The 21,355-nt window shown below is 69.1% G+C and carries 15 protein-coding genes; 2 read left to right on the top strand and 13 right to left on the bottom strand.

Features of this window, described 5'->3' with window-relative positions; genetic code table 11:
* Positions 1–553 precede the first annotated feature (553 nt).
* Entirely contained in the window at positions 554–1,786 is a 1,233-nt protein-coding gene (locus tag CW348_RS04410) for an ABC transporter ATP-binding protein (RefSeq protein WP_011292189.1), read from the top strand.
* An 82-nt stretch (positions 1,787–1,868) separates the two neighbouring features.
* Here CW348_RS04410 and CW348_RS04405 read toward each other — a convergent pair whose 3' ends face one another.
* From CW348_RS04405 to CW348_RS04375, 7 genes are all read right to left on the bottom strand, one after another.
* Complete coding sequence (locus tag CW348_RS04405; RefSeq protein WP_041428078.1) at positions 1,869–2,999, bottom strand: glycosyltransferase family 4 protein; 1,131 nt, start codon at positions 2,997–2,999, stop codon at positions 1,869–1,871.
* A 464-nt stretch (positions 3,000–3,463) separates the two neighbouring features.
* Positions 3,464–6,307, bottom strand: coding sequence for an RNA helicase (locus CW348_RS04400; RefSeq protein ID WP_061783694.1), 2,844 nt, complete (start codon positions 6,305–6,307; stop codon positions 3,464–3,466).
* Between the two features lie 97 nt (positions 6,308–6,404).
* Complete coding sequence (locus CW348_RS04395; protein WP_287462887.1) at positions 6,405–7,280, bottom strand: YegS/Rv2252/BmrU family lipid kinase; 876 nt, start codon at positions 7,278–7,280, stop codon at positions 6,405–6,407.
* A 38-nt stretch (positions 7,281–7,318) separates the two neighbouring features.
* Positions 7,319–7,702, bottom strand: a complete 384-nt coding sequence (locus CW348_RS04390) for a DUF397 domain-containing protein (RefSeq protein WP_011292193.1) — start codon at positions 7,700–7,702, stop codon at positions 7,319–7,321.
* A 48-nt stretch (positions 7,703–7,750) separates the two neighbouring features.
* Positions 7,751–8,563, bottom strand: coding sequence for a twin-arginine translocase subunit TatC (gene tatC, locus CW348_RS04385; RefSeq protein ID WP_016188819.1), 813 nt, complete (start codon positions 8,561–8,563; stop codon positions 7,751–7,753).
* A 137-nt stretch (positions 8,564–8,700) separates the two neighbouring features.
* Positions 8,701–9,006 (bottom strand): Sec-independent protein translocase subunit TatA, encoded by a 306-nt coding sequence (tatA, locus tag CW348_RS04380; protein ID WP_011292195.1) that lies wholly within the window; start codon positions 9,004–9,006, stop codon positions 8,701–8,703.
* Between the two features lie 293 nt (positions 9,007–9,299).
* Positions 9,300–11,327 (bottom strand): YafY family protein, encoded by a 2,028-nt coding sequence (locus CW348_RS04375; RefSeq protein WP_287462883.1) that lies wholly within the window; start codon positions 11,325–11,327, stop codon positions 9,300–9,302.
* 82 nt (positions 11,328–11,409) lie between these two features.
* Here CW348_RS04375 and CW348_RS04370 point away from each other — a divergent pair, with 82 nt between their 5' ends.
* Entirely contained in the window at positions 11,410–12,483 is a 1,074-nt protein-coding gene (locus tag CW348_RS04370; protein ID WP_173668143.1) for a DUF3866 family protein, read from the top strand.
* Positions 12,484–12,567: 84 nt separating this feature from the next.
* Here CW348_RS04370 and CW348_RS04365 read toward each other — a convergent pair whose 3' ends face one another.
* From CW348_RS04365 to CW348_RS04340, 6 genes are all read right to left on the bottom strand, one after another.
* Positions 12,568–13,704 (bottom strand): FKBP-type peptidyl-prolyl cis-trans isomerase, encoded by a 1,137-nt coding sequence (locus tag CW348_RS04365; protein WP_011292199.1) that lies wholly within the window; start codon positions 13,702–13,704, stop codon positions 12,568–12,570.
* Between the two features lie 151 nt (positions 13,705–13,855).
* The gene (locus tag CW348_RS04360) at positions 13,856–14,179 is read right to left on the bottom strand and encodes an Lsr2 family protein (RefSeq protein ID WP_011292200.1); all 324 of its coding nucleotides are present in this window, start codon (positions 14,177–14,179) and stop codon (positions 13,856–13,858) included.
* Between the two features lie 382 nt (positions 14,180–14,561).
* On the bottom strand, positions 14,562–15,647 hold the full coding sequence (locus CW348_RS04355) for a Zn-dependent alcohol dehydrogenase (RefSeq protein WP_011292201.1): 1,086 nt from the start codon (positions 15,645–15,647) through the stop codon (positions 14,562–14,564).
* 35 nt (positions 15,648–15,682) lie between these two features.
* Positions 15,683–17,101 carry an aldehyde dehydrogenase family protein gene (locus CW348_RS04350; protein WP_011292202.1) on the bottom strand — a complete coding sequence of 473 codons (1,419 nt, stop codon included), beginning with the start codon at positions 17,099–17,101 and terminating at the stop codon, positions 15,683–15,685.
* A 21-nt stretch (positions 17,102–17,122) separates the two neighbouring features.
* Positions 17,123–18,274 carry an acyl-CoA dehydrogenase family protein gene (locus CW348_RS04345; RefSeq protein ID WP_104612957.1) on the bottom strand — a complete coding sequence of 384 codons (1,152 nt, stop codon included), beginning with the start codon at positions 18,272–18,274 and terminating at the stop codon, positions 17,123–17,125.
* A gap of 211 nt (positions 18,275–18,485) precedes the next feature.
* Complete coding sequence (locus tag CW348_RS04340; RefSeq protein ID WP_011292204.1) at positions 18,486–21,239, bottom strand: AAA family ATPase; 2,754 nt, start codon at positions 21,237–21,239, stop codon at positions 18,486–18,488.
* Positions 21,240–21,355 lie beyond the last annotated feature (116 nt).

Here is a 21,355-nt window from a genome sequence, read left to right as displayed (position 1 = left end):
GGGGTGGTGGCGGGCGAGGGGAACGCGCGGGACTGCGGGGGTGCGGAGAAAGGCCCGCCCACCCTTCGGACCGGTTCCGTCCCGTAGGCGGCGAGCTCGGAGACCGTTGTCTACTGGATGTTCGGGCCTTTTCCGGGTCCAACCCCCCGCCCGGCTGCGGTGTACTGGTCCTCCCACGCCGTGCGCCGAACCTGGTACATGGCGCGGCGTTTAACGCACGAGTGCCCAGGCCGCGAGCCGGTCCGTCCAGCGCTGGACTGGCCGCCAGCCTACCCAGACTCTCGCGCTGGTCCACCACCGCGTGCGTCCGTGTGTCGGCCGCACGAGGGCGGAAACAGCGCACGGCTGTGACGCCGTGGTCTGGTTGACGGCGCGTGTCAGGCTAACGCAATGCCGCTGCTGATGCCAGTCCTCACCGTCCCGAAAAAATCGATCAATTCGATCAGAGAATCGATCAATTTTTGCGGATAGGTAGACAAATCGATCACTCTGGTGTTCGATCTGAGTGACATACCGATCCGTCATCGGTCAGAGACGAAGGAGCTGTGCACTCATGGCCGAGATCGTCCTCAGCGGCGTCGACAAGGTCTACAGCGGCGGCGTCAAAGCCGTGGACAACCTCAACCTCGAGATCAAGGACGGCGAGTTCATGGTGCTCGTCGGTCCGTCCGGATGCGGCAAGTCGACCGCGCTGCGGATGATCGCCGGCCTGGAGGAGATCACCGCGGGCACCCTCACCATCGGCGGCAAGGTCGTCAACGACCTCCCGCCGAAGAGCCGCGACATCGCCATGGTCTTCCAGAACTACGCCCTCTACCCGCACATGACGGTGGAGCAGAACCTGGCGTTCGGTCTGAAGCTGCGCAAGACCCCCAAGGCTGAGATCGAGCGCCGGGTCAAGGAAGCCGCGGCCATGCTCGGTCTGGAGCCCTACCTCAAGCGCAAGCCGGCCGCGCTCTCCGGTGGTCAGCGCCAGCGTGTGGCGATGGGCCGGGCCATCGTCCGTGAACCGCAGGCGTTCCTCATGGACGAGCCGCTGTCCAACCTGGACGCCAAGCTGCGCGTGCAGATGCGCGCCTCCCTGCACCAGCTCCACGAGCGGCTGGGCGTCACCACCGTCTACGTCACCCACGACCAGGTCGAGGCGATGACCCTGGGCGACCGGGTGGCGGTCCTCAAGGACGGCAAGCTGCAGCAGGTCGACACGCCCAAGAACCTCTTCGACCACCCGGTCAACCTGTTCGTCGCCGGGTTCATCGGCTCGCCCGCGATGAACTTCGTCAACGCCCGCATCGAGGCGGAGAACGGCGGCGCCGCGCTGCGCTTCGCCGAGCACGTGCTGCACGTCAGCGAAGAGAGCCTGCGCGAGCACCCCGGCCTGGAGAAGTACTTCGGCCGCGAGATCATCCTGGGCATCCGCCCGTCCGACTTCGACGACGCCAACTTCGCTTCCCACCGCGGCAGCACCATCAACGTGACCGCCAACGTCACCGAGGAGCTCGGCACCGAGATCAACGTGATCTTCGCGGTGGACGCCCCGCCGGTGCAGCACGAAGCCACGGCCGCGCTGGCTGCCGGGGCCGCCGGCAACGGGGACAGCGACGACGCGGCGCTGCCGCTGGCCGGTGAGAACAAGACCTTCTTCACCGCCCGAGTCAACCCGCGCAGCTCGGTCCGCCCCGGCCACCCGATCTCCTTGACCGTGGACACCCGCCGCCTGCACTACTTCGACCCGTCCAGCGGTCTGGCCATCGGCCACCCCGCCAACACCGCGGCCGGCGTCTAGTCGACGGAGCGTTCATCGTCCACACTTCGGGGCGTCCCTTGCCGGGGCGCCCCGACTGCTTGCAGCCCGGTGCGGCCGCAGCTCAGTCCAGCAGCGCCAGCATTCGCTCCGCCGACGCCTGCCACGTCCACTCGGCCAGCACCCACTCCCGGCCGCGTTTACCCATCGTCTGCGCGGTCTCCGGGTCAGCCAGCAGAGCTGCGGCATGCTCGGCGACCGCCGCGGGATTCCGGCCGTCGACCACGAACCCGGTGTCGCCGTGCTGCACGGTGTCGGGCGCTCCCCCTGATGCGCCGACCAGCACCGGGAGTCCGCTCGCAGCAGCTTCCAGGTAGACGATGCCGAGCCCTTCCGCTTCCAAGCCGAACCGCCGGGTCCGCGAGGGCATAGCGAACACGTCGGCGGCAGCGAAGAACGCGGGCAGCTCCGCGTGCGGGCGGCCGCCCGTGAAGACGACGGCCTCGGCCACCCCCGCCCGTTCCGCGAGCGTGTGCAGACGCCGCTCATCCGGTCCTTTCCCCACGACCAGCAGCCGAGCGTCCGGAACCCGTTCCCGGATCTGCGGCAGCGCTCTGATCAGGGTGTCCACGCCTTTGCGCGGTACGAGACGCGCCACACACAACACGACCGGCGCGTCCCCCAGCCCGTAGCGGCCCCGCACCCCGGAGCCGTCCACGTCCGGGTGGAACAGGTCAGGGTCCACCCCGGGCACAAGCCGGACCAGTTTCTCCCGGTCCGCGGGGGCTAACGCGCGCTCCAACGCGGACCGGGTGAACCGGCCCAGGTAGGTGAGGGCATCGACATGCCGTCCGATACGGCGCAGCAGCGCCCGCGAACCCGGCAGCCGCGCCCACCACACTTCGTGTCCGTGCGTCATGGCGACAATCCGGCGGGCTCCGGCCGCGCGCAGGCGGCGGGCTGCTAAGCCCAGCGGGGCGGCCGCCCCGAACAGCACCCGGTCGCAGGCGTACTCCCGTAGCAGCGCGGCGGCCCGGGCAGCCACCCGCGGCGTGGGAAGCAGCGTGGTGGCGCGGTCCCGGACTACGGGAAAATCCAGCCGCGCGTCGAAATCGCCGTCCCCCGGCGACGTGGAGGTGTAGACGACCACGCCACCGTGGCAGGCCAGGCGGACGGCCAGTTCATAGCAGAACGTCTCGATTCCGCCCTGGCGCGGTGGAAAGTCGTTGGTCACCAAGAGTGTCCGCCCCGGCATCAGTTCAGGCCCCCGTCCTTTGTCGTTTCTGGTCCTGACCGTGGTTTTTAGTCGCCTCAGCCGCATATCCACAGCAAGACCCACCGGAGCCGGTCAAACGTTATACGGAAATCTCTCCCTTGCAGGGAGGACAGCATGAGGCATGCGCCGGCCCCTGCCCCTTCCTCTGCCCCCATCGCGCTGGAACGTGCAGACCTGGGGGGTTTCGCCGGTGACGCACGGCGCCAGGAAAAAGGCAACGGTCATACCCCACGGCGGCAGATGACCCGAAAAGCGGAGTCTGTCGCTGTGTTCCCGCAGCACCTGCCCGCTTGACCGCGCCCGGGCCGGTGTGGCGCCCCTTCCCGGCTGGTCGGCAGCACACCACGGGGATGCCGGAACCGGTGCACCGGCATCCCCCGTGGCTTAGAAGGACGGTCTGCGGCTCGGGATACTGCCCGCGGGCTGCCGCGGCAGTGGCGGTGTCAGCCCACCGAGGTGTAGGCGACCACGCCGCGCATCAGCTTGTCGGCGGCCTGCCGCGCCGTGGTGCGCACCCCGCTGTCCTCCGGCACGGCCTGGGCGATCTGCCCCAGCAGGTCGATGAGCTGCTTCGTGGAGCGTACGAAGTCGCCCGCCGGCATCCCCGCCTCGTTGAGGATGTGATCCAACTGGTCGCCGCGCGCCCACCGGTAGGTGGGCCAGACGAAGCCCAGATCCGGTTCCCGCAGGAAGGACACGCGGTGCCGGTGTTCGATATCGCTCAGCTCGCCCCACAGCCGCATCATGGCGTTCAGCGCCTCCTCGACAGGGCCGGACGGCACGCGGGCGAACACCTCGTCAGGCCGCCGCGACTCGTACACCAGCGCGGACACGCAGGCGGCCAGCTCCTCCGGCCCCAGCGCATCCCACACGCCGCGCCGCAGCGACTCGGCTGCCAGCAGGTCCAGCTCCGAGTAGATGCGGCTGAGCAGCCGCCCGTCCTCGGTGACGGTGTCGCCCTCCAAGTAGTCCAGTTCCTGCAGCACTCCGCAGACCCGGTCGAACGTGCGGGCGATGACGTGGGAGCGGCTTTCGATACGGCGCTCCAGTTCCTCGGTCTCCTTCTTCAACCGGAAGTAGCGTTCCGCCCAGCGGGCCCGGTCCTCCCGGCCTTCGCTGTGGTGGCAAGGGTGCTCTCGGATGCGAGCACGCAACTCCGCGATCTCCGGGTCCTCTGGGGCCCCGTCGCGCACCCGGTGCCGGATCGGAGCCGTGGGAAGAGTCTCCAGTTTGCTGCGGAGCGCTGACGCCAGGTCGCGGCGCGCCTGCGCGGAACGCGCAGAGAACGACTTCGGTATCCGCAGCCGCCCTGTCGGCTCCACCGGGATCGGGAAGTCGTTGGCGCTGACCCGTTTCACCTGGCGGTTCACGGTCAGCACGAGCGGGACAGGCAGCGGGCCCTTGTCCAGCCCCGGGTCCAGCACGACGGCGTAGCCGGCGTGGCGTCCCGACGGGATACGGATGATGTCGCCGGTGCGGAGCGCACGCAGGCTGCGTTCCGCTTCCTTGCGGCGTGCCGTGCGCCGGTTGCGTTGCGCGGCGCTCTCCAAGTCGGAGAGCCGGCGGCGCATCGCCGCGTACTCCATGAAGTCGCCGCGCGGGTCGTAGGCGGCTTTGGCGTAGCCTTCCAGCGCCTCCTGCTGGGCGCGGAGCTTCCGCACCAGACCCACCACGGAACGGTCCGCCTGGAATTGGGCGAAGGAGGACTCCAGCATGGCCCGGCCGCGTTCCCGACCGACCTGCGCGACCAGGTTGACCGCCATGTTGTAGGACGGCTGGAAGCTGGAGTTGAGCGGATAGGTGCGGGTGCCCGCCAGCCCGGCGACCATCTCCGGGTCGGTGCCTGGCTGCCACACCACGACCGCATGCCCCTCCACGTCGATGCCCCGGCGTCCCGCACGGCCGGTGAGCTGGGTGTACTCGCCAGGGGTGAGGGCGACGTGCGTCTCCCCGTTCCACTTGTCGAGCTTTTCGATGACGACAGTGCGGGCGGGCATGTTGATGCCCAGCGCCAGTGTCTCCGTGGCGAACACGGCGCGGATCAGGCCGCGGGAGAACAACACTTCCACCACTTCTTTGAAGGTGGGCAGCATCCCGGCGTGGTGGGCGGCGATCCCGCACTCCAATGCCTGCAGCCACTCGGAGTAGCCGAGCACGTTGAGATCCGCCGGAGGGATCTCGGCGCACTGCCGTTCCGCGTACTCGCGGATCTCTGCTGCTTCCTCCGGGGTGGTCAGCACCAGCCCGCTGGCCACGCACTGGCGCACCGCCTCATCGCAGCCCGCCCGGCTGAAGATGAACGTGATGGCGGGCAGCAGGCCTTCGCGGTCGAGCTGTTCGACGATCTGTGCCCGAGTGGGCGGCGCGAACCTGCTCCGCGGCCGGGGAGCACCGCCGCGGGCCCGCGCCTGCGGGTGGCGGCGCTGGTAGGCCAGTTGGGTGAGGCGGGCGTCCTCTTCGGCGAACCGGATGAGTTTCGGGTTGACGTGGAGCCGTTCCCCGCCGACCTCGATCTCCACGGTGCGCTGCCGGGCATGCCGGGACCGGCGGCGTTTCCGGGAGCCGCGTCCGTTCTTCTCCTCTTCCTGCCCGGTGTCGGTGCCCTCCGGTTCCACGAACAGGTCGTGGATGCGGGTGCCCACCATCATGTGCTGCCACAGCGGCACGGGGCGTTTCTCGTCCACGATCACCGACGTGTCGCCGCGCACCTGCTGGAGCCACTGGCCGAACTCCTCGGCGTTGCTGACCGTGGCGCTCAACGCCGCGATCTGCACGGATTCGGGCAGGTGAATGATGACTTCTTCCCACACCGCGCCGCGGAACCGGTCAGCCAGGTAGTGCACCTCGTCCATGACCACGTACGCCAGGCCCGACAGTGTGGCGGAGCCCGCGTACAGCATGTTGCGCAGCACCTCGGTGGTCATCACCACGACGGGCGCCTCACCGTTGATGCTGTTGTCCCCGGTGAGCAGCCCCACCTTGTCGGAGCCGTACCGGCGCACCAGGTCGGTGTACTTCTGGTTGGACAGCGCCTTGATCGGGGTGGTGTAGAAGCACTTGCGACCGTCACGCAGCGCCAGGTGGACAGCGAACTCTCCCACGACGGTCTTTCCGGAACCGGTGGGTGCGGCGACCAGCACCCCATGCCCCGTCTCCAAGGCTTTGCAGGCCCGGATCTGGAAGTCGTCGAAGTCGAACCCGTAGAGATTCTGGAACTCCTCGATGGTGGGGCTGGACTCCTTTTGTCGCCTGCGGAACTCGGCGTAGCGGGCGGCATAAGTGCTCATACTGGTCAGCCTAGAGGGTGGGAGGGGCAACGCGTCGTGTTCTTTTACTCACCGTGGCTGGCCGATGGCCATACCAGGCAAGACCGGTCTTATCGGTTCAGTGGTCGGTCACCATGCGCACCGAGCCGGGGCGGACCTCGCAGACCAGCGGGGGTGCGGCGAGACGTTCCCCGTCGGCGTGGGCGACGACGTCGCCGGCCACGCTGAGGGAGACATGTCGGCCCCGCAGCACGGTAACCTCGGGCAACTCCAGGTGGGATCCGGTGAAGACGCGAGGAAACAGGCGGAGGAAGCGGAGCCGGCCCACCTCGCGGACCACGATCACGTCGAGCAGCCCATCGTCGGGCCGGGCCTGGGGGCAGATCAGCATGCCGCCGCCGTAGCAGCGGGTGTTGGCCACTGCCACGAGCATTCCCGTAGTCTGTACGCGCTGCCCGTCGACGTCGACGGTGTAGTCGAGCGGGGTGAACGCGCCGAGCTCGGCGAGGACCCCGGCCACGTAGTCGAGACGGCCGAGGCTCCTCCGGAAACGGTTGACCCGCTCGTTGACGCGGGAGTCGAATCCGCAGGCGAGCAGACTCAGATAGTGGCGGCCCGCCACATGTACCGTGTCCACCTGCCGTGTGTGCCCGGCCAGGATAGCCTGGGCGGCCGCATCAGGTGCGCGGGGCAGCCCCAGTTCGCGGGCGATATCGTTCCCAGTGCCCGCACCCACCACACCCAGCGGGATGTCGGTGCCGACCACGGCTTGCAACGCCAAGTGGACCAGGCCGTCCCCGCCGACGGTGACGAGCACGTCGGGGCGCTGCGCGACGAGCTGGTCGACGAGCCGGGCACTGTCCCCGGCTGACTCTCCCATGAGCAGGCGCACCTGGGCGCCCCGCGCACGCAGCCGCTCACGCAGCGCGGACGCGACGACGGCGGCTCGGCGGCGCCCGGAAGCGGGGTTGACCAGCAGGGTGACAGTCGGCACGGGGGATGGAGGGGGTTGCGGCGCAGGCCGGGCCTGGCCTAGTCGGACTCAGTGGATGGAGCGGTCTGCTTGTTCAGCGGGGAAGGCACCGCGGTCACCGGGACTTCGCCGCGCTGGATCGCGATCTCCTCGGGGGTCAGGTACTCCTCAGGGATGTCGAACTCGCCGTCCTTAGCGCCGAGCACGAACGCTTCCCACTCTTCAGGAGTGAAGAACAGGATGCCTTTGTCCGGGTTCTTCCCGTCGCGGATCGCCCGGTAGCCGTCGTCGAATTTCGCGACCTCCACGATCGCTTCGGAGTCGTCCCGCGACAGCGAGGACCGCATCCACACCACGTTGCTGGTGTCGTGCCATTTCTCGTTTCCGCGAGCCTCAGGCGGAAGGTCGCGGCGGGGCGTGGCGGAAGTGTGCTGTTCGTCCATGGGGCTCTCCCGTGAATGGTGTCCGGATCTCACGACCGGCGCGGGATGCTAGCGGTTCGACGTGCTTTCGGTCGTGCTGTCAAAGTCATTGAGCGGGGAGATCTCGTCGTCGTCAAGCTCTGCCAACGGATCACGGTTCCTGCTGCGGCGCCGGTCGTTGATGAAAGCGATCAGTTCCGCTGTTTCAAACAGCGCCACCATCGGAATTCCCAGGGCCAGCATAGTGAACGGGTCCCCACCGGGAGTAGCAACGGCGGCAAACAGGAAGATCAGGAAGATGATGATGGACCGCCACTTGCCGATGATGCGGTGGGACAGCACCCCCATGAAGTTGAGCAGCACCACGATGAGCGGCAGGACGAAGGCAGCGCCGAACACCGCCAACATCATGATCATGTAGTTGAGGTAGTTGTCGAGGGTGATCAGCGCGGTCGCACCCTCGGGGGCCAGGGAGAACATGATCTCCATGCCCTTGGCGGTGACGTAGTAGGCCAGCACCGTGCCCGAGAAGAACAGCGGGACCGCGAACCCCACGAACAGGTAGGTGTAGCGCTTCTCCTTGCCGCGTAGCGCGGGCGCGACGAACGCCCACAGTTGGTACAGCCACACCGGGCTGGAGACCAGCAGGCCGACGATGACAGCGACTTTGAAGCGCAGGTTGAACCCGTCGAAGATGCCGGTGAAGTTCAACCCGCAGTGGTCGCTGCCGCGCACCTCGGCGGAGAGCGAGCAGAAAGGCTGCTGCAGGAATTCCCACACCGGGTCGAAGACGAGAAAGCCGACCACGAGGCCGACGCCGATGGACAGCATCGATCTGAGCAGCCGGTCCCGCAGTTCACGCAGGTGCTCCATCAGCGGCATGCGCGCCTCAGGGTTCGCCTTCCGCTGCCGTCGTGTCCTCATCGCTGTACGTGTTCTCCGCCTCACCCGGTACCGACCGCGTGCCTCCCCCGTCCCCACGGGTGGTCACGCGACTTCGCTGGTTCGCCCCTCGCGGCTCAGGTCCCGTAGGGGCGCTGGATGCGTTCCCCGGAGTTGTCCACGATCCGCTGACCTGGCGGAAGCTGCGGGTAGCTGCCCGACTGCTGCTGGGTGCCGGGCTGCTCGGTGCGGGCCTCGGCCTGGTGGGTCTGGTCTGCGGTCTGCTGGGAAGTAGTGTCTTCCTCGCTCAGCCCTTTGGCTTCCGCGCGCAGGATGCGAGCGCTGCGGCCCAAGGAGCGCGCCAGCTCGGGCAGCCTCTTCGCGCCGAAGAGCAGCAGCGCGATTACCAGCAGGATGAGGATTTCTCTGGGCCCGATGCTCATGGTTGTGTCAGCCTCTCTGTGCGGCACTGCCTGCGCCACCGATGGTACGTCCTGGTCTGGCCACCCGTCCGGCGGGTGGGTGGTGGCTGGTCTCGCGGACCGCCGCGCGCAGCAGGTCCCATCGCTTCCCTACCGCCGCGTGAGCGACGCGGAGTTCGTTCGCTAACTCCTGGGCACCCGTGCACGATTGCACCGCGCACGCCCCTGCAGCGAGCGCCCCGGCCGCAACGATGAGCACGGCAACGGTCCACAGCACGTCTTGAGCCTACTCAATCCAGGGCGTAACACCACCCTCAGCGCTGGGGAACGTCGGGTCTTTCCTCCGCATACCGCTGCAGCGCCCGTTCAGCCAGCTCCCGGACCCGTGCCGCGAGCTCCCCGGGGGCGACCAGACGCCCGGTAGCGCCCAGCCGCAGCGCCAGCCGCACCGCCCAGCCGGGCTCCGGCGTGCGCAGTGTGGCGCGCACCCGTCCTCCGGGCAGTTCCTGCACCTCGGAGCAGACGTACTCTTCAGTGACCCAGCGCGCCGCAGGCTCCAGTTCGAATGTGACAAAAGCATCGTCGGCGGAGCGCTGCAGCACCCCGCTGCTCAGGTCGCGGCTGCGTACCCCGGCGGGCACTTCGGCAGCCACCGGCAGCACGTCCAGTTCGAGAATCCGGTCCAGGCGGAACAGCCGCACGTCGCGGCGGAGGCGACACCACCCTTCCAAAAAGTAGTGCCCGTCCTGCACGACCAGCCGCATCGGGTCGACTTCGCGTTCGCTGACCCGGTCGGCATAGCCGGACAGGTAGCGCAGGTGGACTCGGCTACCGGACTCCAAGGCTTTGCCGATGCGGTGCCGCAGCTCGGCGACCTCCGGGTTGTCGTCCACGCGCACGTCGACAGCGTCGGCGAGCTGGCCGGCAGCGCCCGCCACGTCGCGGAGCTTCTGCTCCACCCGGGCGAGCGCGACACTGTCCACGCCGGGCAGGTCACGGAGCAGGCGCAGCCCGACGACGAGGCTGGCTGCCTCGTCCGCGGTCAGCCGCAGGGGGGCGGCTAGGGTGTCCGCGTTGGAGATGATGATCTCCCCGGTTTCGGCGGCAGCCTCCACGTCCACGTCGATGAGATCGCCAGGGGTGTAGCCGGGTAGCCCGCACATCCACAGCAGGCTCAGGTCTTTGAGCACCTGTTTTTCGGTGAGTCCGAAGTGGGCGGCGACCTCGCTGACCCGCACGTCGTGGCTGAGGGCGTAGGGCACCAGCATGAGCAGGCGGCGCAACTGCTCAGTGGAGGTTCCGGCTCGACGCGACGCGGGGGGACGCGGCGTGCCAGGGAGTGGCGCGGGCGGGTCTTCGTCTGTCGCGGCCGCGACGGGTGCAGCTACGACGGCGCGCAGGTGGGCGACCACGGCTTTCCGGGCCTGTTCCGGTTCGCGTACCACCACGTGCTCGCCGTATTCGGCGACCCGCGCAGCCAAGTCGGCTTCGTCGACGTACGGGTACTCCACCACGTCCCATCCGGTGCCGCCGGTGCGCTCCCCCGCGACGATGCGCCGGGCGGCGCGGCGCAGCGCGTGGGCGGCGTCGGTGCGCGCCTCCAGCACTGCTACCTGCTCGGGTTCGGGCGGGCGCGCGTTGATCAGGGAACGCACGTCCACATCCTTCGGCACTTGCACCGGGGGAGCGCTGGTGTGGATCTGCACGTCGCCGACGATCCGGCTGAGACGGAAGACGCGGCGGGCACGGCGGTCCCCGTCGTAGCCGGCGACATACCAGTGTCCGGCGACGTTGGCGACCCCCCACGGTTCAAGCTCCCGGGGTTGTGGCGGGTCCTCTCCGGGTTTGCGGTAGTCGAAGCTGATGGGGCGGCGGTCCCGAACCGCCTGCCACACCGAGGGGAACGCGGGCTCGTCGGCGCCGAGAACCGGGGTGACCGCGGGCAGTGCCGCAGCGTCCACAGGCACTCCGACGCTGCGCAGTTTGAGCAGGGCGTTGGCGGCGGCCTCGCCGAGGACAGCGTGCCGCCAGGCGCGGGCGGCCAGGCCGAGTACTGCGGCCTCGTCGGGGCGCAGGTCGATTGGGGGGAGTTCGTAGTCGTCGCGGGCGATGCGGTAGCCGTCTTCGTCGCTGAGCGGATCGTGGCGGCCGGTGATGATCGGAATCCCTGCGTCGCGCAATTCTTTTTTGTCGCGCTCAAACATGCGTTTAAAGGCCGTGTCGCTTTCGACGTCCCCGTAGCCGTGGACGGTCGCCCGAATCTCTTGGGCACTGAGGAAACGCCTGGTGGCCAGCAGGCAGATCACCAGATTGAGCTGCCGTTCGGTCTTGCTCTGCGACATTTCCCGCCTTTCTGGACGCTGCCCGCGTACACGTGCGCCGGTTTCCCGGAATCGCGCCACCATGAACGGTACCGTGGCGCGCGTGATCAGATGGCGTGATGGACGGGTCCGTGACCTTGGCCGCTCGTGGCCTGGTGCAGTGGAGCTTGTCGTGGAGCTGGCCAGCGGGGAAGGCGAATGCCGGGCACTGGCCTATCCGGCACTGGTCGGCGACCCGCAACCGGGTGACCGGGTGCTGCTCAACACTACGGCGTTGGCGCTCGGGCTGGGAACCGGCGGTTATGCGTTCGTGATCGCCTTGCCCGACCGTCTGCCGCCCGACCCGAAAGGCCCCGGCCACTTGGTGAAGGCCCGCTACACCCCGATGCAGGCCACCGTGCTGGGCGCGGACGAGCAAGACTCCGAGCACCATGCGCTGCTGCGGGACGCGGACGGGATCGCGGGGATGCCGGTGGTGACCGCGGACCTGCACTCAGCACTTCCCGCCGTGGTGGCGGGGGCGCTGGCGGAGCGTCCCACCGCCCGGGTGGTCTACGTGATGCTGGACGGCGGGGCGCTGCCGCTGTGGTTCTCCCGCACCGTGGCGCAGTTGCGCGCGGCCGGGCTGCTGGCGGGGTCGGTCACCGTGGGGCAGGCGTTCGGCGGGGATGTGGAAGCGGTGACCGTGCACACCGGGCTGCTTGCAGCCCGGCACGTGCTTGCCGCTGATATTGCGGTGGTGGCGCAAGGGCCGGGCAACCTGGGAACGGGCACGCCGTGGGGGTTTTCGGGGGTGGCCGTGGGTGAGGCGGTCAACGCCGCGGCAGTGCTCCAGGGCCGTCCCGTGGGGGCGTTGCGGGTGAGCCAGGCCGACCCGCGCCCGCGGCACCGCGGGGTGTCCCACCACAGTGTGACCGCCTACGGGCGGGTGGCGTTGGCCCGCGCCGACGTGGTCGTGCCGCTGCTTGACGGGGAGTTCGGCGCGCGGGTGCGTGCCGAGGCTGCCGTGCTGGGCGAGCGGCACACTCTCGTCGAGGTGGAGGTCGACGGCCTGTTCGCGGCGTTGGAGGCCGTCCCGGTGCGGTTGTCCACGATGGGGCGCGGGCTCGCTGAGGATCCGGCGGCGTTCCTGGCAGCGGCGGCTGCAGGCCGGTACGCGGCCCGGATGCTGGGTTGAGGGACCCGCTGCCCGGGTAGTGCGGCCGGACCACGACGCGGGGCGGGGATCGATCCCCGCCCCGTCTCCGGCTCCGGGAAGCCGCTACTCTTCGGAGTTCTCCTTGTCGTCCGTGGACTCGTCGTCCTTGGCCTCCTCGGGAGCGGCTTCGCTTTCTTCCACGACCTCCGGCTCCTCTTCCTCTTCAGGCTTGGAGTTGTAGGCGCCGAGCAGGTCGACGACAAAGACGAGGGTGCCTTCCGGCTGGCCGCGCTCCGCAGCCTTGTCGCCGTACGCCTTGTCCTTGGGGATGACGAGCAGGACACGGCTGCCGACCCGCTGGCCGACCAGGCCTTCGTCCCAGCCTTCGATGACCCCGCCGACCCCGATCTGGAAGTGGAGCGGGTCGCCGTCGGTGTCTTCGTTCTCCGCGGCGGCGCGGTCCTCCAGCCCGGTGTTCCAGGTGGAGTCGAAGACCTCCCCGTCGTCCCAGCGCACGCCGGTGTACTGGACGACGATGTTCTGCCCCTTGGTGATCTCGGGCCCGTCGCCTTCGATGAGGGGGATGGCCTTCACGTCCTTGGGCGGGTCGGTGTCCTCCGGGATCGTGATCTCGGGCATGGTGCGCCCCTTGTCGACGACGGTGGGCATGTCCTCGCCGACGTCGGTGATCTGCTCACCGGGGACCACGTCGCCCTTGCCGTGGCGCGCGACGATGTCGACCACGGACACGGACGCTCCCTCGGGGGGCTCCTGCCCCATCATCTCGTACTGGCTGCGCTCCTCTTCAGTCGGCGGCGGGAAGAGGAACACGATCCGGGAGCCAACCGACTGGTTGACGATGGATCCCGCGAGGTCGTCGGGCATCCGCGTCAACGACAGCAGCTCGGGGGCGTCGTGCTCATAGGTGGAGCTGACCTGCTCCCCCTTGCCCTTGTCGGTCCACTGGTACTCCACGATGTGGGCGACCACGAGGTCGGTGTCGCGGATGAGGGCGCTGTCGTCTGTCCCGTGGTGGGCGACACCCGCGATCCGCTCTGTGGGCGGCTCGATGTCAGGGAAGGAGATTTCGGGCTCTTCGCCGACGGCACCGCTGACGACCGGGAGGCGGCTGTCGTACTCCTGCTCCGTCCGCATCAGCGCGGGGGTCTGCCACTCTTCGGGGATGACCCCGCATCCGGACGCCCCCAGCATCAGGGCGCTCACCGGCACCGCAAGGGCCACAGCCGCACGTCGACGCATGTTGTCACTACCTCAAGAGTCTGGCCACGGTCTCCGACACACTATCGGAGAGGGAAGGATGCCGTATCCGAGTAAGAGGTCGTTAAGAACTTGGGGGCACGTAACGGAATCGCGGTAGTTCTGCGACGATTCCGTGCCGTGCCCCGCTCTGTCATGCGTCGCCGGTCCGCTTCTGGTAGGCGTCCAGGATGTGCTGGGGGATCCGGCCGCGCTCACTGACCTCGTACCCTTGGGCCTGCGCCCACTTGCGGACCGCTCTCGTGTCGACCTTTGGAGTGCGGCTCTTGCGCCGGGGCCGGTTGGCGACCTTGCGTCCGGCTTTCACGTACGCCTCGAAGATGGAGCGGAGATCCTCGGCGTGGTCGGCGGACAAGTCGATCTCGTAGGTGACCCCGTCGATGCCAAAGGTGACGGTTTCATCGGCTTTGGAGCCGTCGAGATCATCGATGAGTTCGATAACCGTCTTCCGTGCCACAGTCTCTCCCCCTTTATTCTCGCTTTGCCGGCGTAAACACTATCGAATTACTGGGAAATTCCCGCGCTGCTTCCGCCTTCCCTTCGAGTCTTTCCCTGATATTGCCCGAATGCGACTCTCCTCACACCGGGACTTTCCTTCACCGGCCTCTCTAAGGTCTATACCTCTGCGGACCGTTCTCCTACCTTGATTGAACACTATGGGGGATGCGTCCGCCAAAGTATAAAGAAGACCCCGCATTTCTGCGGGGTCTTCCGATAGGCTCCCGGCCCGGTTGGCCCGGTTTCCGCAAACCGGTCTCCGCGGGGTTTTCAGGAAATCTTTCCGATGCAATCCTTCAAAACGCGACCGTGTTTCGGAAACTCCTTTCCCAGGGTAGGGGTCAGAACTCGACGAGGCTGCGGGCACCGCGTCCGGCGTGCAGCTCGGCGAGGGCGTCCGGCACGTCGTCCAAACCGATGGTCCTGCTGACCAGGGAGGAGAGGTCCAGCTCCCCGTCGCGGTAGAGCTTCAGCAGTTCCGGGACGTCCGTAGCAGGGTCGCTGCTGCCGTACAAGCAGCCCTGCAGGGTGCGGGCGAAATGGGGGATCTCCAGGGCATTGAGGGTCAGCGTGTCCGTGGCCGCGCCGAAGCCCACCACGGTGGCGGTGCCGCCGCGGCGGGTGCAGGACCAGGCGGCTCGGATGGTAGCGGCCCGGCCCACGCATTCGATGGCGTGGTCGACTCCCCGCCCGTCCGCGAGGGCGCGGATGCGCCGGGACAGGTCATCGCTGGGGGTGAGGAAGTGCGTGGCCCCCAGGGAACGGGCCAGCTCCTCTTTTTCTTCGACCGGGTCGACCGCGATCACCATGGCGGCGCCTGCGAGACGCGCCCCCTGGACGGCTGCCAGGCCGACCCCGCCCAGGCCGATCACGGCCACGGACTGTCCGGGACGCACCTGGGCGGCGTTGCGCACCGCTCCGACCCCGGTGAGCACCGCGCAGCCGAGGAGCGCGGCCTCGGTCGGGGGGATGTCTGCGGGGATCGCCACGCACGCGCTTGCGGGGACCACGGTCTCCTGGGCGAATGCGGCCACCCCCAGGCACGGGTGGACGTCGGTGCCGTCGGCGAGGGTCCCCCACACGCGGCGGGAGGCGTCGGCGGCGTTGGCGCACAGGTAGGGCTCGCCGTGGGTGCAGTGCCAGCAGGAGCGGCACGGCGGATTCCAGTTGAGCAGCACCGTGTCTCCGACGGACAGGTCGGACACTCCTGCGCCGACGTCGACGACGTGTCCGACTCCCTCGTGGCCCAGCACGGCGGGCATGGGGTGGGCGAGCTTGCCGGAGGCCAGGGACAGGTCGGAGTGGCACACCCCGGCGGCGGCCATGCGGACCCGGACCAGTCCGGGGCCGAGCTCGGGCAGGGCGACCTCTTCGATGCGCACGGGTTCGCCGGGGGCGCGGACCACAGCTGCGAGTGTGGTGGGCATGGTTCTCCTCGGGGTGGGATTGGTCGTGGGTGAGGTCACGGGAGCTGGACTGCCTTGACTTCGCAGAACTCCTCCAAGCCGAAGCGGCCCAGTTCACGTCCGTTGCCGGACTTGCGGTAGCCGCCGAAGGGCGCGGAGGGGTTGAACCGGCCGCCGTTGATGGCGACTTGACCGGTCCGCATCCGGCGGGCCACGGCGAGGGCCCGGTCGGTGTCGGCCGACCAGACCGCGCCGGAGAGGCCGTAGTCGGTGGCGTTGGCCAGTTCCACTGCGTCGTCGACGTCGCGGTAGCCGAGCACGGTGAGCACGGGTCCGAAGATTTCTTCGCGCGCGGCTGCGGCGTCGCGGTCCAGTCCCGCCAGTACGGTGGGGGCCACGAAGTATCCCTGTTCGGGCACGTCGGCGTCGGGTCCACCGGTGGCGAAGACCGCGCCGTCCTTGCGGGCCTGCTCCAGGTGCCCCAGGACGCGGCGGTGGGCGTCGGCCGAGGCCAGCGGCCCGATACGGGTGGCAGGGTCAGCGGGGTCGCCCATGGGTTTGCTGCGGGCCGCGTCCACGGCGAGGGCGACCGCTTCCTCGTAGCGGTCGTGCGGCACGAGCAGGCGGGTCAGGGCGGTGCAGGTCTGGCCGGAGTTGAGCAGGCAGTCGGAGACGACGGCTTTCACCGCGGTAGGCAGGTCGGCGTCGTCGAGGACAACTCCGGCGGATTTGCCGCCGAGCTCCAGGGCGACCTTCTTGACGGTGGCGGAGGCCACTTCGGAGACGCGGCTTCCGGCACGGGTGGAGCCGGTGAAGGAGATCATGTCCACGTCCGGGTGGGCCGCCAGTGCTTCGCCGACTACGGGGCCGGTGCCGGTGACGAGGTTGAACACGCCGGGTGGGAAGCCGACGGAGTCGATGATCTCGGCGAGGAGGAGCGCCGAGAGCGGGGCGATCTCGCTGGGTTTGAGGACGACGGTGCAGCCCGCGGCGAGGGCGGGGGCGATCTTCGCGACGATCTGGTGCAGCGGATAGTTCCACGGGGTGATGGCGCCGACGACGCCGATGGGTTCGCGGAGGATGAGGGAGTTGCCGATCTTCTCGGTCCAGGCGAAGTCCCGGGCGGTGGCGACGGTGTCCCCGAGAACAGTGAGGGGGAGTCCTACCTGGATGCGGTCGGCGATCACCTTGGGCGCGCCCATCTCCGAGGTGATGAGGGCGGACATCTCGGTGGCGCGCACGGCGAGTTCGCGGCGCAGGGCGTCCAGGTGGGCGAGGCGCTCTTCCAGGTCGGTGGTGGACCAGGCGGGGAAGGCGCGGCGGGCAGCGTGGACGGCGTGGTCGACCTCCTCGGTCCCGCACAGCGGGATGGTGGCGATGTCCTGGCAGGTGTAGGGGTTTTCCACCGCCATGCGGTCGCTGGTCTGGGGGGCGATCCACTGGCCGTCGATGTAGATTCGGTCGGTGGTGATCACGGTGCCTCCAGGCGTGGTCGGTCAGGCGAAGGCGCTGATGCCGGTGAGGGCGCGGCCGATGATGAGTTTCTGGATCTGGCTGGTGCCCTCGTACAGGGTGGTGACGCGGGCGTCGCGGAGGTACTTGCCGGGCGGGTATTCGTCGATGTAGCCGTAGCCGCCGAAGACCTGCATGGCGTTGTTGGCGGCACGCACCGCGGTTTCGGTGGCGTACAGCTTGGCCATGGATGCGGCCGTGGAGAAGGGTTCTCTCCGGTCGATGAGGTCGGCGGCCCGCCACACGAGGAGGCGGGCGGCGTCGGTTTCCACCGCCATGTCGGCGAGCATTTCTTGGACGAGCTGGAATCCGGCGATGGGACGGCCGAATTGGACGCGTTCCTTGGCGTGGGCGAGGGCGCTTTCCAGGGCGCCGCGGGCGGCGCCTACGGCTCCGGCCGCCACGGAGACGCGTCCCTTGTCCAGGGCTGCCATGGCGATGCGGAAGCCTTGGTTCTCCTCACCGAGGATGGCGTCGGGGCCGACCCGCACCTCGTCGAGGAAGAGCTGGGCGGTGGGCTGCCCCCGCAGGCCGAGTTTGCCGTGGATGGTGGTGCGGGTCAGTCCCGGGGTGTCGGTGGGCACCAGGAAGGCGGTGATGCCTTTGGGGCCGGGTCCGCCGGTGCGGGCGAAGATGATGGCGACGTCGGCCCAGGTGCCGTTGGTGATGAACATTTTGGAGCCGGTGAGCACGTAGTCGTCCCCGTCGCGGACGGCCTTCAGGGACAGGGAGGCGGCGTCGGACCCGGTGTCGGGTTCGGTGAGGCCGAAGCAGCCGAGGAGCTCCCCGGAGCACAGGCCGGGCAGCCAGCGTTGCCGCTGCTCTTCGGTGCCGTAGGTGGCGATGGACTTGGCGACGAGGCCCAGGGAGACCGAGACCAGGCCGCGGACGGAGGAGTCGCCGCGGCCGAGTTCTTCCATGACCAGGGCATAGGAGACGTGGTCGCCGCCCACGCCGCCGTACTCTTCGGGGATGGTCATGCCGAGGAAGCCGAGTTCACCGAGGCGCGGTACCAGGTCCCGGGGGACGCTCTCGGCGCGGTCCCACTCTACGACGTGGGGGGTGATCTCGCGGTCGACGAATTCCGCTGCCATGGCGCGCAGCGCGGTCTGTTCCTCGGTGAGGGTGAAATCCATTCCGCACCCCAAAACCTATCGCTGTTAGTTTTCTTGCGTGCAGACTAGGACATCCGGCTCCGCTACAGAACCCCGGGGGTTTCCTTGACCGCGCGCTCTCTTGCTGCACTGAAGACGTCTGACATCTGATCCGTATCCAGGGTGCGGGACGGGCCCGTGGTGTCCCTCCGCTGCTGGACGGGACACCACGCCCTTGTCGCCCCTCTGTACGTCACTGTCCGCTGATCAGTCGGGCAAGCTCCACGCGAGAGCGGATCTGCAACTGGCGGAAGATGTTGCGCAGATGGTGCTCCACAGTGCGCGGACTGATGTAGAGGCGCTGCGCGATCTCCCGGTTGGTGGCGCCCTCCGCCACCAACCGTGCGATCTGCTCCTGCTGGGGGGTCAGCCCCGCGGTGGGTGCGGGAGTGTCGTCGAGCGCCTCCCCGGTGGCACGCAACTGCTCCTTGGCCTGCTGCAGCAGCAGCGGCGTCTCCAACCGGGTGAACGCCTCCACCGCGGCCCGCAGGTGGGGGCGGGCCGCGGACGGCAGCCGCGAGCGGCGCAGCAGCGTGCCGTACGCCATCCGGGTCCGCGCCTCCTCGATACCGCCGCCCCCGCCCCGGCGGTGCAGGTTGAGCGCCTCCTCGAAGTATTCGCGGGCGGTCTCGCCGTCGCTCAGCAAGGCCCGGCAGCGGGCGACGAGCGCCAAGTCGTTGGGGCTCTGCGTGGCGTTGGCCCACTGCTCGAAGCTGGCTAGCGCGGCCTCAGCCCGCTGGGTCTCCCCTATGTGCACGGCTGCCTCCACGTAGTGGGGCACGCTCAGCAGGCGGATCGTGGGGTGGCCCTGGCAGGGTTCGCTGCGCGCCAGCTCTTCGAGGCGGGTCGCGGCCTCGTGCATCCGGCCCCGGGTCAGGTCGAGGTAGGCCAGGGCCCACTCGGTGAGCGCCCGCGCCAAGCCCAACGGCCGGCTGTCGGTGTGCTCGGTGACGGCCGCCACCCGGGTGGCGCATTCTTCCGCGTCCCCGCGCAGTGCCGCCAGCATGGCCAGGACAGCCAGGTGGTGGGCGGCGCAGTTGCGCTGCCCCGTCTCCGTGGACAACCGCAGCCCCAGGGAAGCGTGTTCGGTCGCGGTGGCCAGCGAGCCGTGGAGGAACTCGCCGTAGACGGCGTAGGACAGTGCTTTGGGCACCATCGACACGGTGCCGCGTACCCCGGCGCGGGCGATCGCCCGGGCGGTCTGGCGGCGCGCCCCGATCGCGTCACCCAGGCGCAGGGACGCCACGATCGACCGGATCAAACCGAGCGGCTCATCGTCGTCCTCCACGAGCTCCACCGACCGGCGGAGCGGTTCCAGCGCCGCCGCATAGTTCCCCTGGAACGCCAGCATCGAGCCTTCCAGGTATGCCAGCCCGGAGTCGCGCTGCGGGTCGGACACGTCGAGGGTGAGCGCCTGGCGTGCCGCGGCGATGAAACGGCTGATGTCCCCGGCGAGGGAAGCGGCGTCAGCGGCGCGCAGCAGCAGGGCCCGGGCCTGCTGGGGGTTGTGGTCGGCGAGCTCGCGGGCCGCCGACATCAACTGGTCGCAGCCTTGGACCGAGTCTTCTTCTCCGACCGCCCGGTAGCCGTTGACCATGTCCGGCAGTCCGCGGATGCGGGCGATCGGCACATAGGGAGCGGCCTGTTTGATGAGGATGGTGCTGCGGCTGTACTGGCCTGCCGCCCACGCCTGGTAGGAGGCTTCCGCGAGGCGGTTGGCCCGCCGGCTGGGTTTCGTGGTCAGCTCAGCGGCCCGCTCCAGCAGGATCGACGCCTCCTGGGCGGTCAGGCCGGGCTCGCCCGCCGAGACCGCCGAGGTGATCTCGTATCCCAGTTCCTCGTCGGGGCCCCGGGTGGCTGCGGCGCGATGCCACAGCACCCGGTAGCGGGGGCCGCGGCCGTCCAGCAGCCGCGCCATCTCCAAGTGCGCCCGGGTCAGCTCGGCGCTGGTCGCGCGGCGGCACACCACTTCGCCCATCATCGGGTCGGTGAACTCCACCCGGTCGGCTTCCACGTAGAGCAGCCCGGCCCGCTCTGCCCGGTCAAGTGCCGCCACCGGGTCGTAGTCGCCGTCGCCCTCCGCGGTCAGGACCGGGACCGCCACCCCGGGTTCCACGGCGGCCAACAGCAGCAGCCGGGACACGTCCGCGGGCAGGAAGTCCAGTGTCTCGGCGTAGGCGTCCATGATCTCCGCGGGCAGCGGCAGCATGACCGACAGCGGTTCGGTGCCGGCACGCTGGGCGGGGGACAGCGATGCGGCGTAGTGGCGCGCGACCATAGGGTTGCCGTGGGCGCGGCGTACGAGTTCGCTGCGCACCGCCGGGTCCAGGTCGGGCGCGGTCTCCTCCAACACCTGGTGGAGGGTCTCCTCCGTCAAGGGGGCCAAGCGCATCCGGGGCAGCCCGGACAGTTCCCGGGGCGCGGTGTCCCGGGTGGCGAACAGAATCGCCGCCCGGATCCGGTTGAGACGGTGGGCGGCAAAAGAGAGCAGGGACAGCGAATCGGGGTCGACCCATTGGGCGTCGTCGACCACGCACACGAGAGGGCGTTCGTGGGACAGGGCGGTGACGAACGCTAAGACTGCGACCGATAGCGCCAACCGGTCGTCCTCGGCGTAGCGGCCGCGGCGCAGGGCGTCGTCCAGCAGCCGCTCGTGCTCCGGGCTGAGCGTTCCCCGGAGGTGCAGTACCGGCAGCAGCAATCCGTGCAATCCGGCCAGGGGGAGTCCGGATTCTGGGCGGCGGCCGTTGACCCGGAGCACCCGGTGACTGTCAAGCCGGTCCAGGACGGCGTCCAGCAGCGCGCTCTTGCCGATCCCCGGACTGCCTTCGACAACCAGTGCCCCACCGCGCCCCTCACGCCCGCGGGAGGCCAGGGTGACCAGGTGTTCGACCTCCGCACCCCGGCCGTATGTGCGGGAGGCCGGGGCCATCAGTACGTCTGCCATGTGACCCACGTTACCGAGACGTAGGTCACAGTCAACGGTGGGGTTGCTCTCCCTGCCCCGGCGAAACTCCGCCTGGTCCCACCATTCGGGCCCTGAGCTGCGGAAGAGGGATGCCG

The sequence above is a fragment of the Thermobifida sp. genome, assembly GCF_017577275.1.
Classification (GTDB): Bacteria; Actinomycetota; Actinomycetes; order Streptosporangiales; family Streptosporangiaceae; genus Thermobifida; species Thermobifida fusca.
The sequence above is the reverse complement of the archived record's forward strand: the minus strand, read 5'-3'. Positions and strand labels throughout refer to the sequence as shown.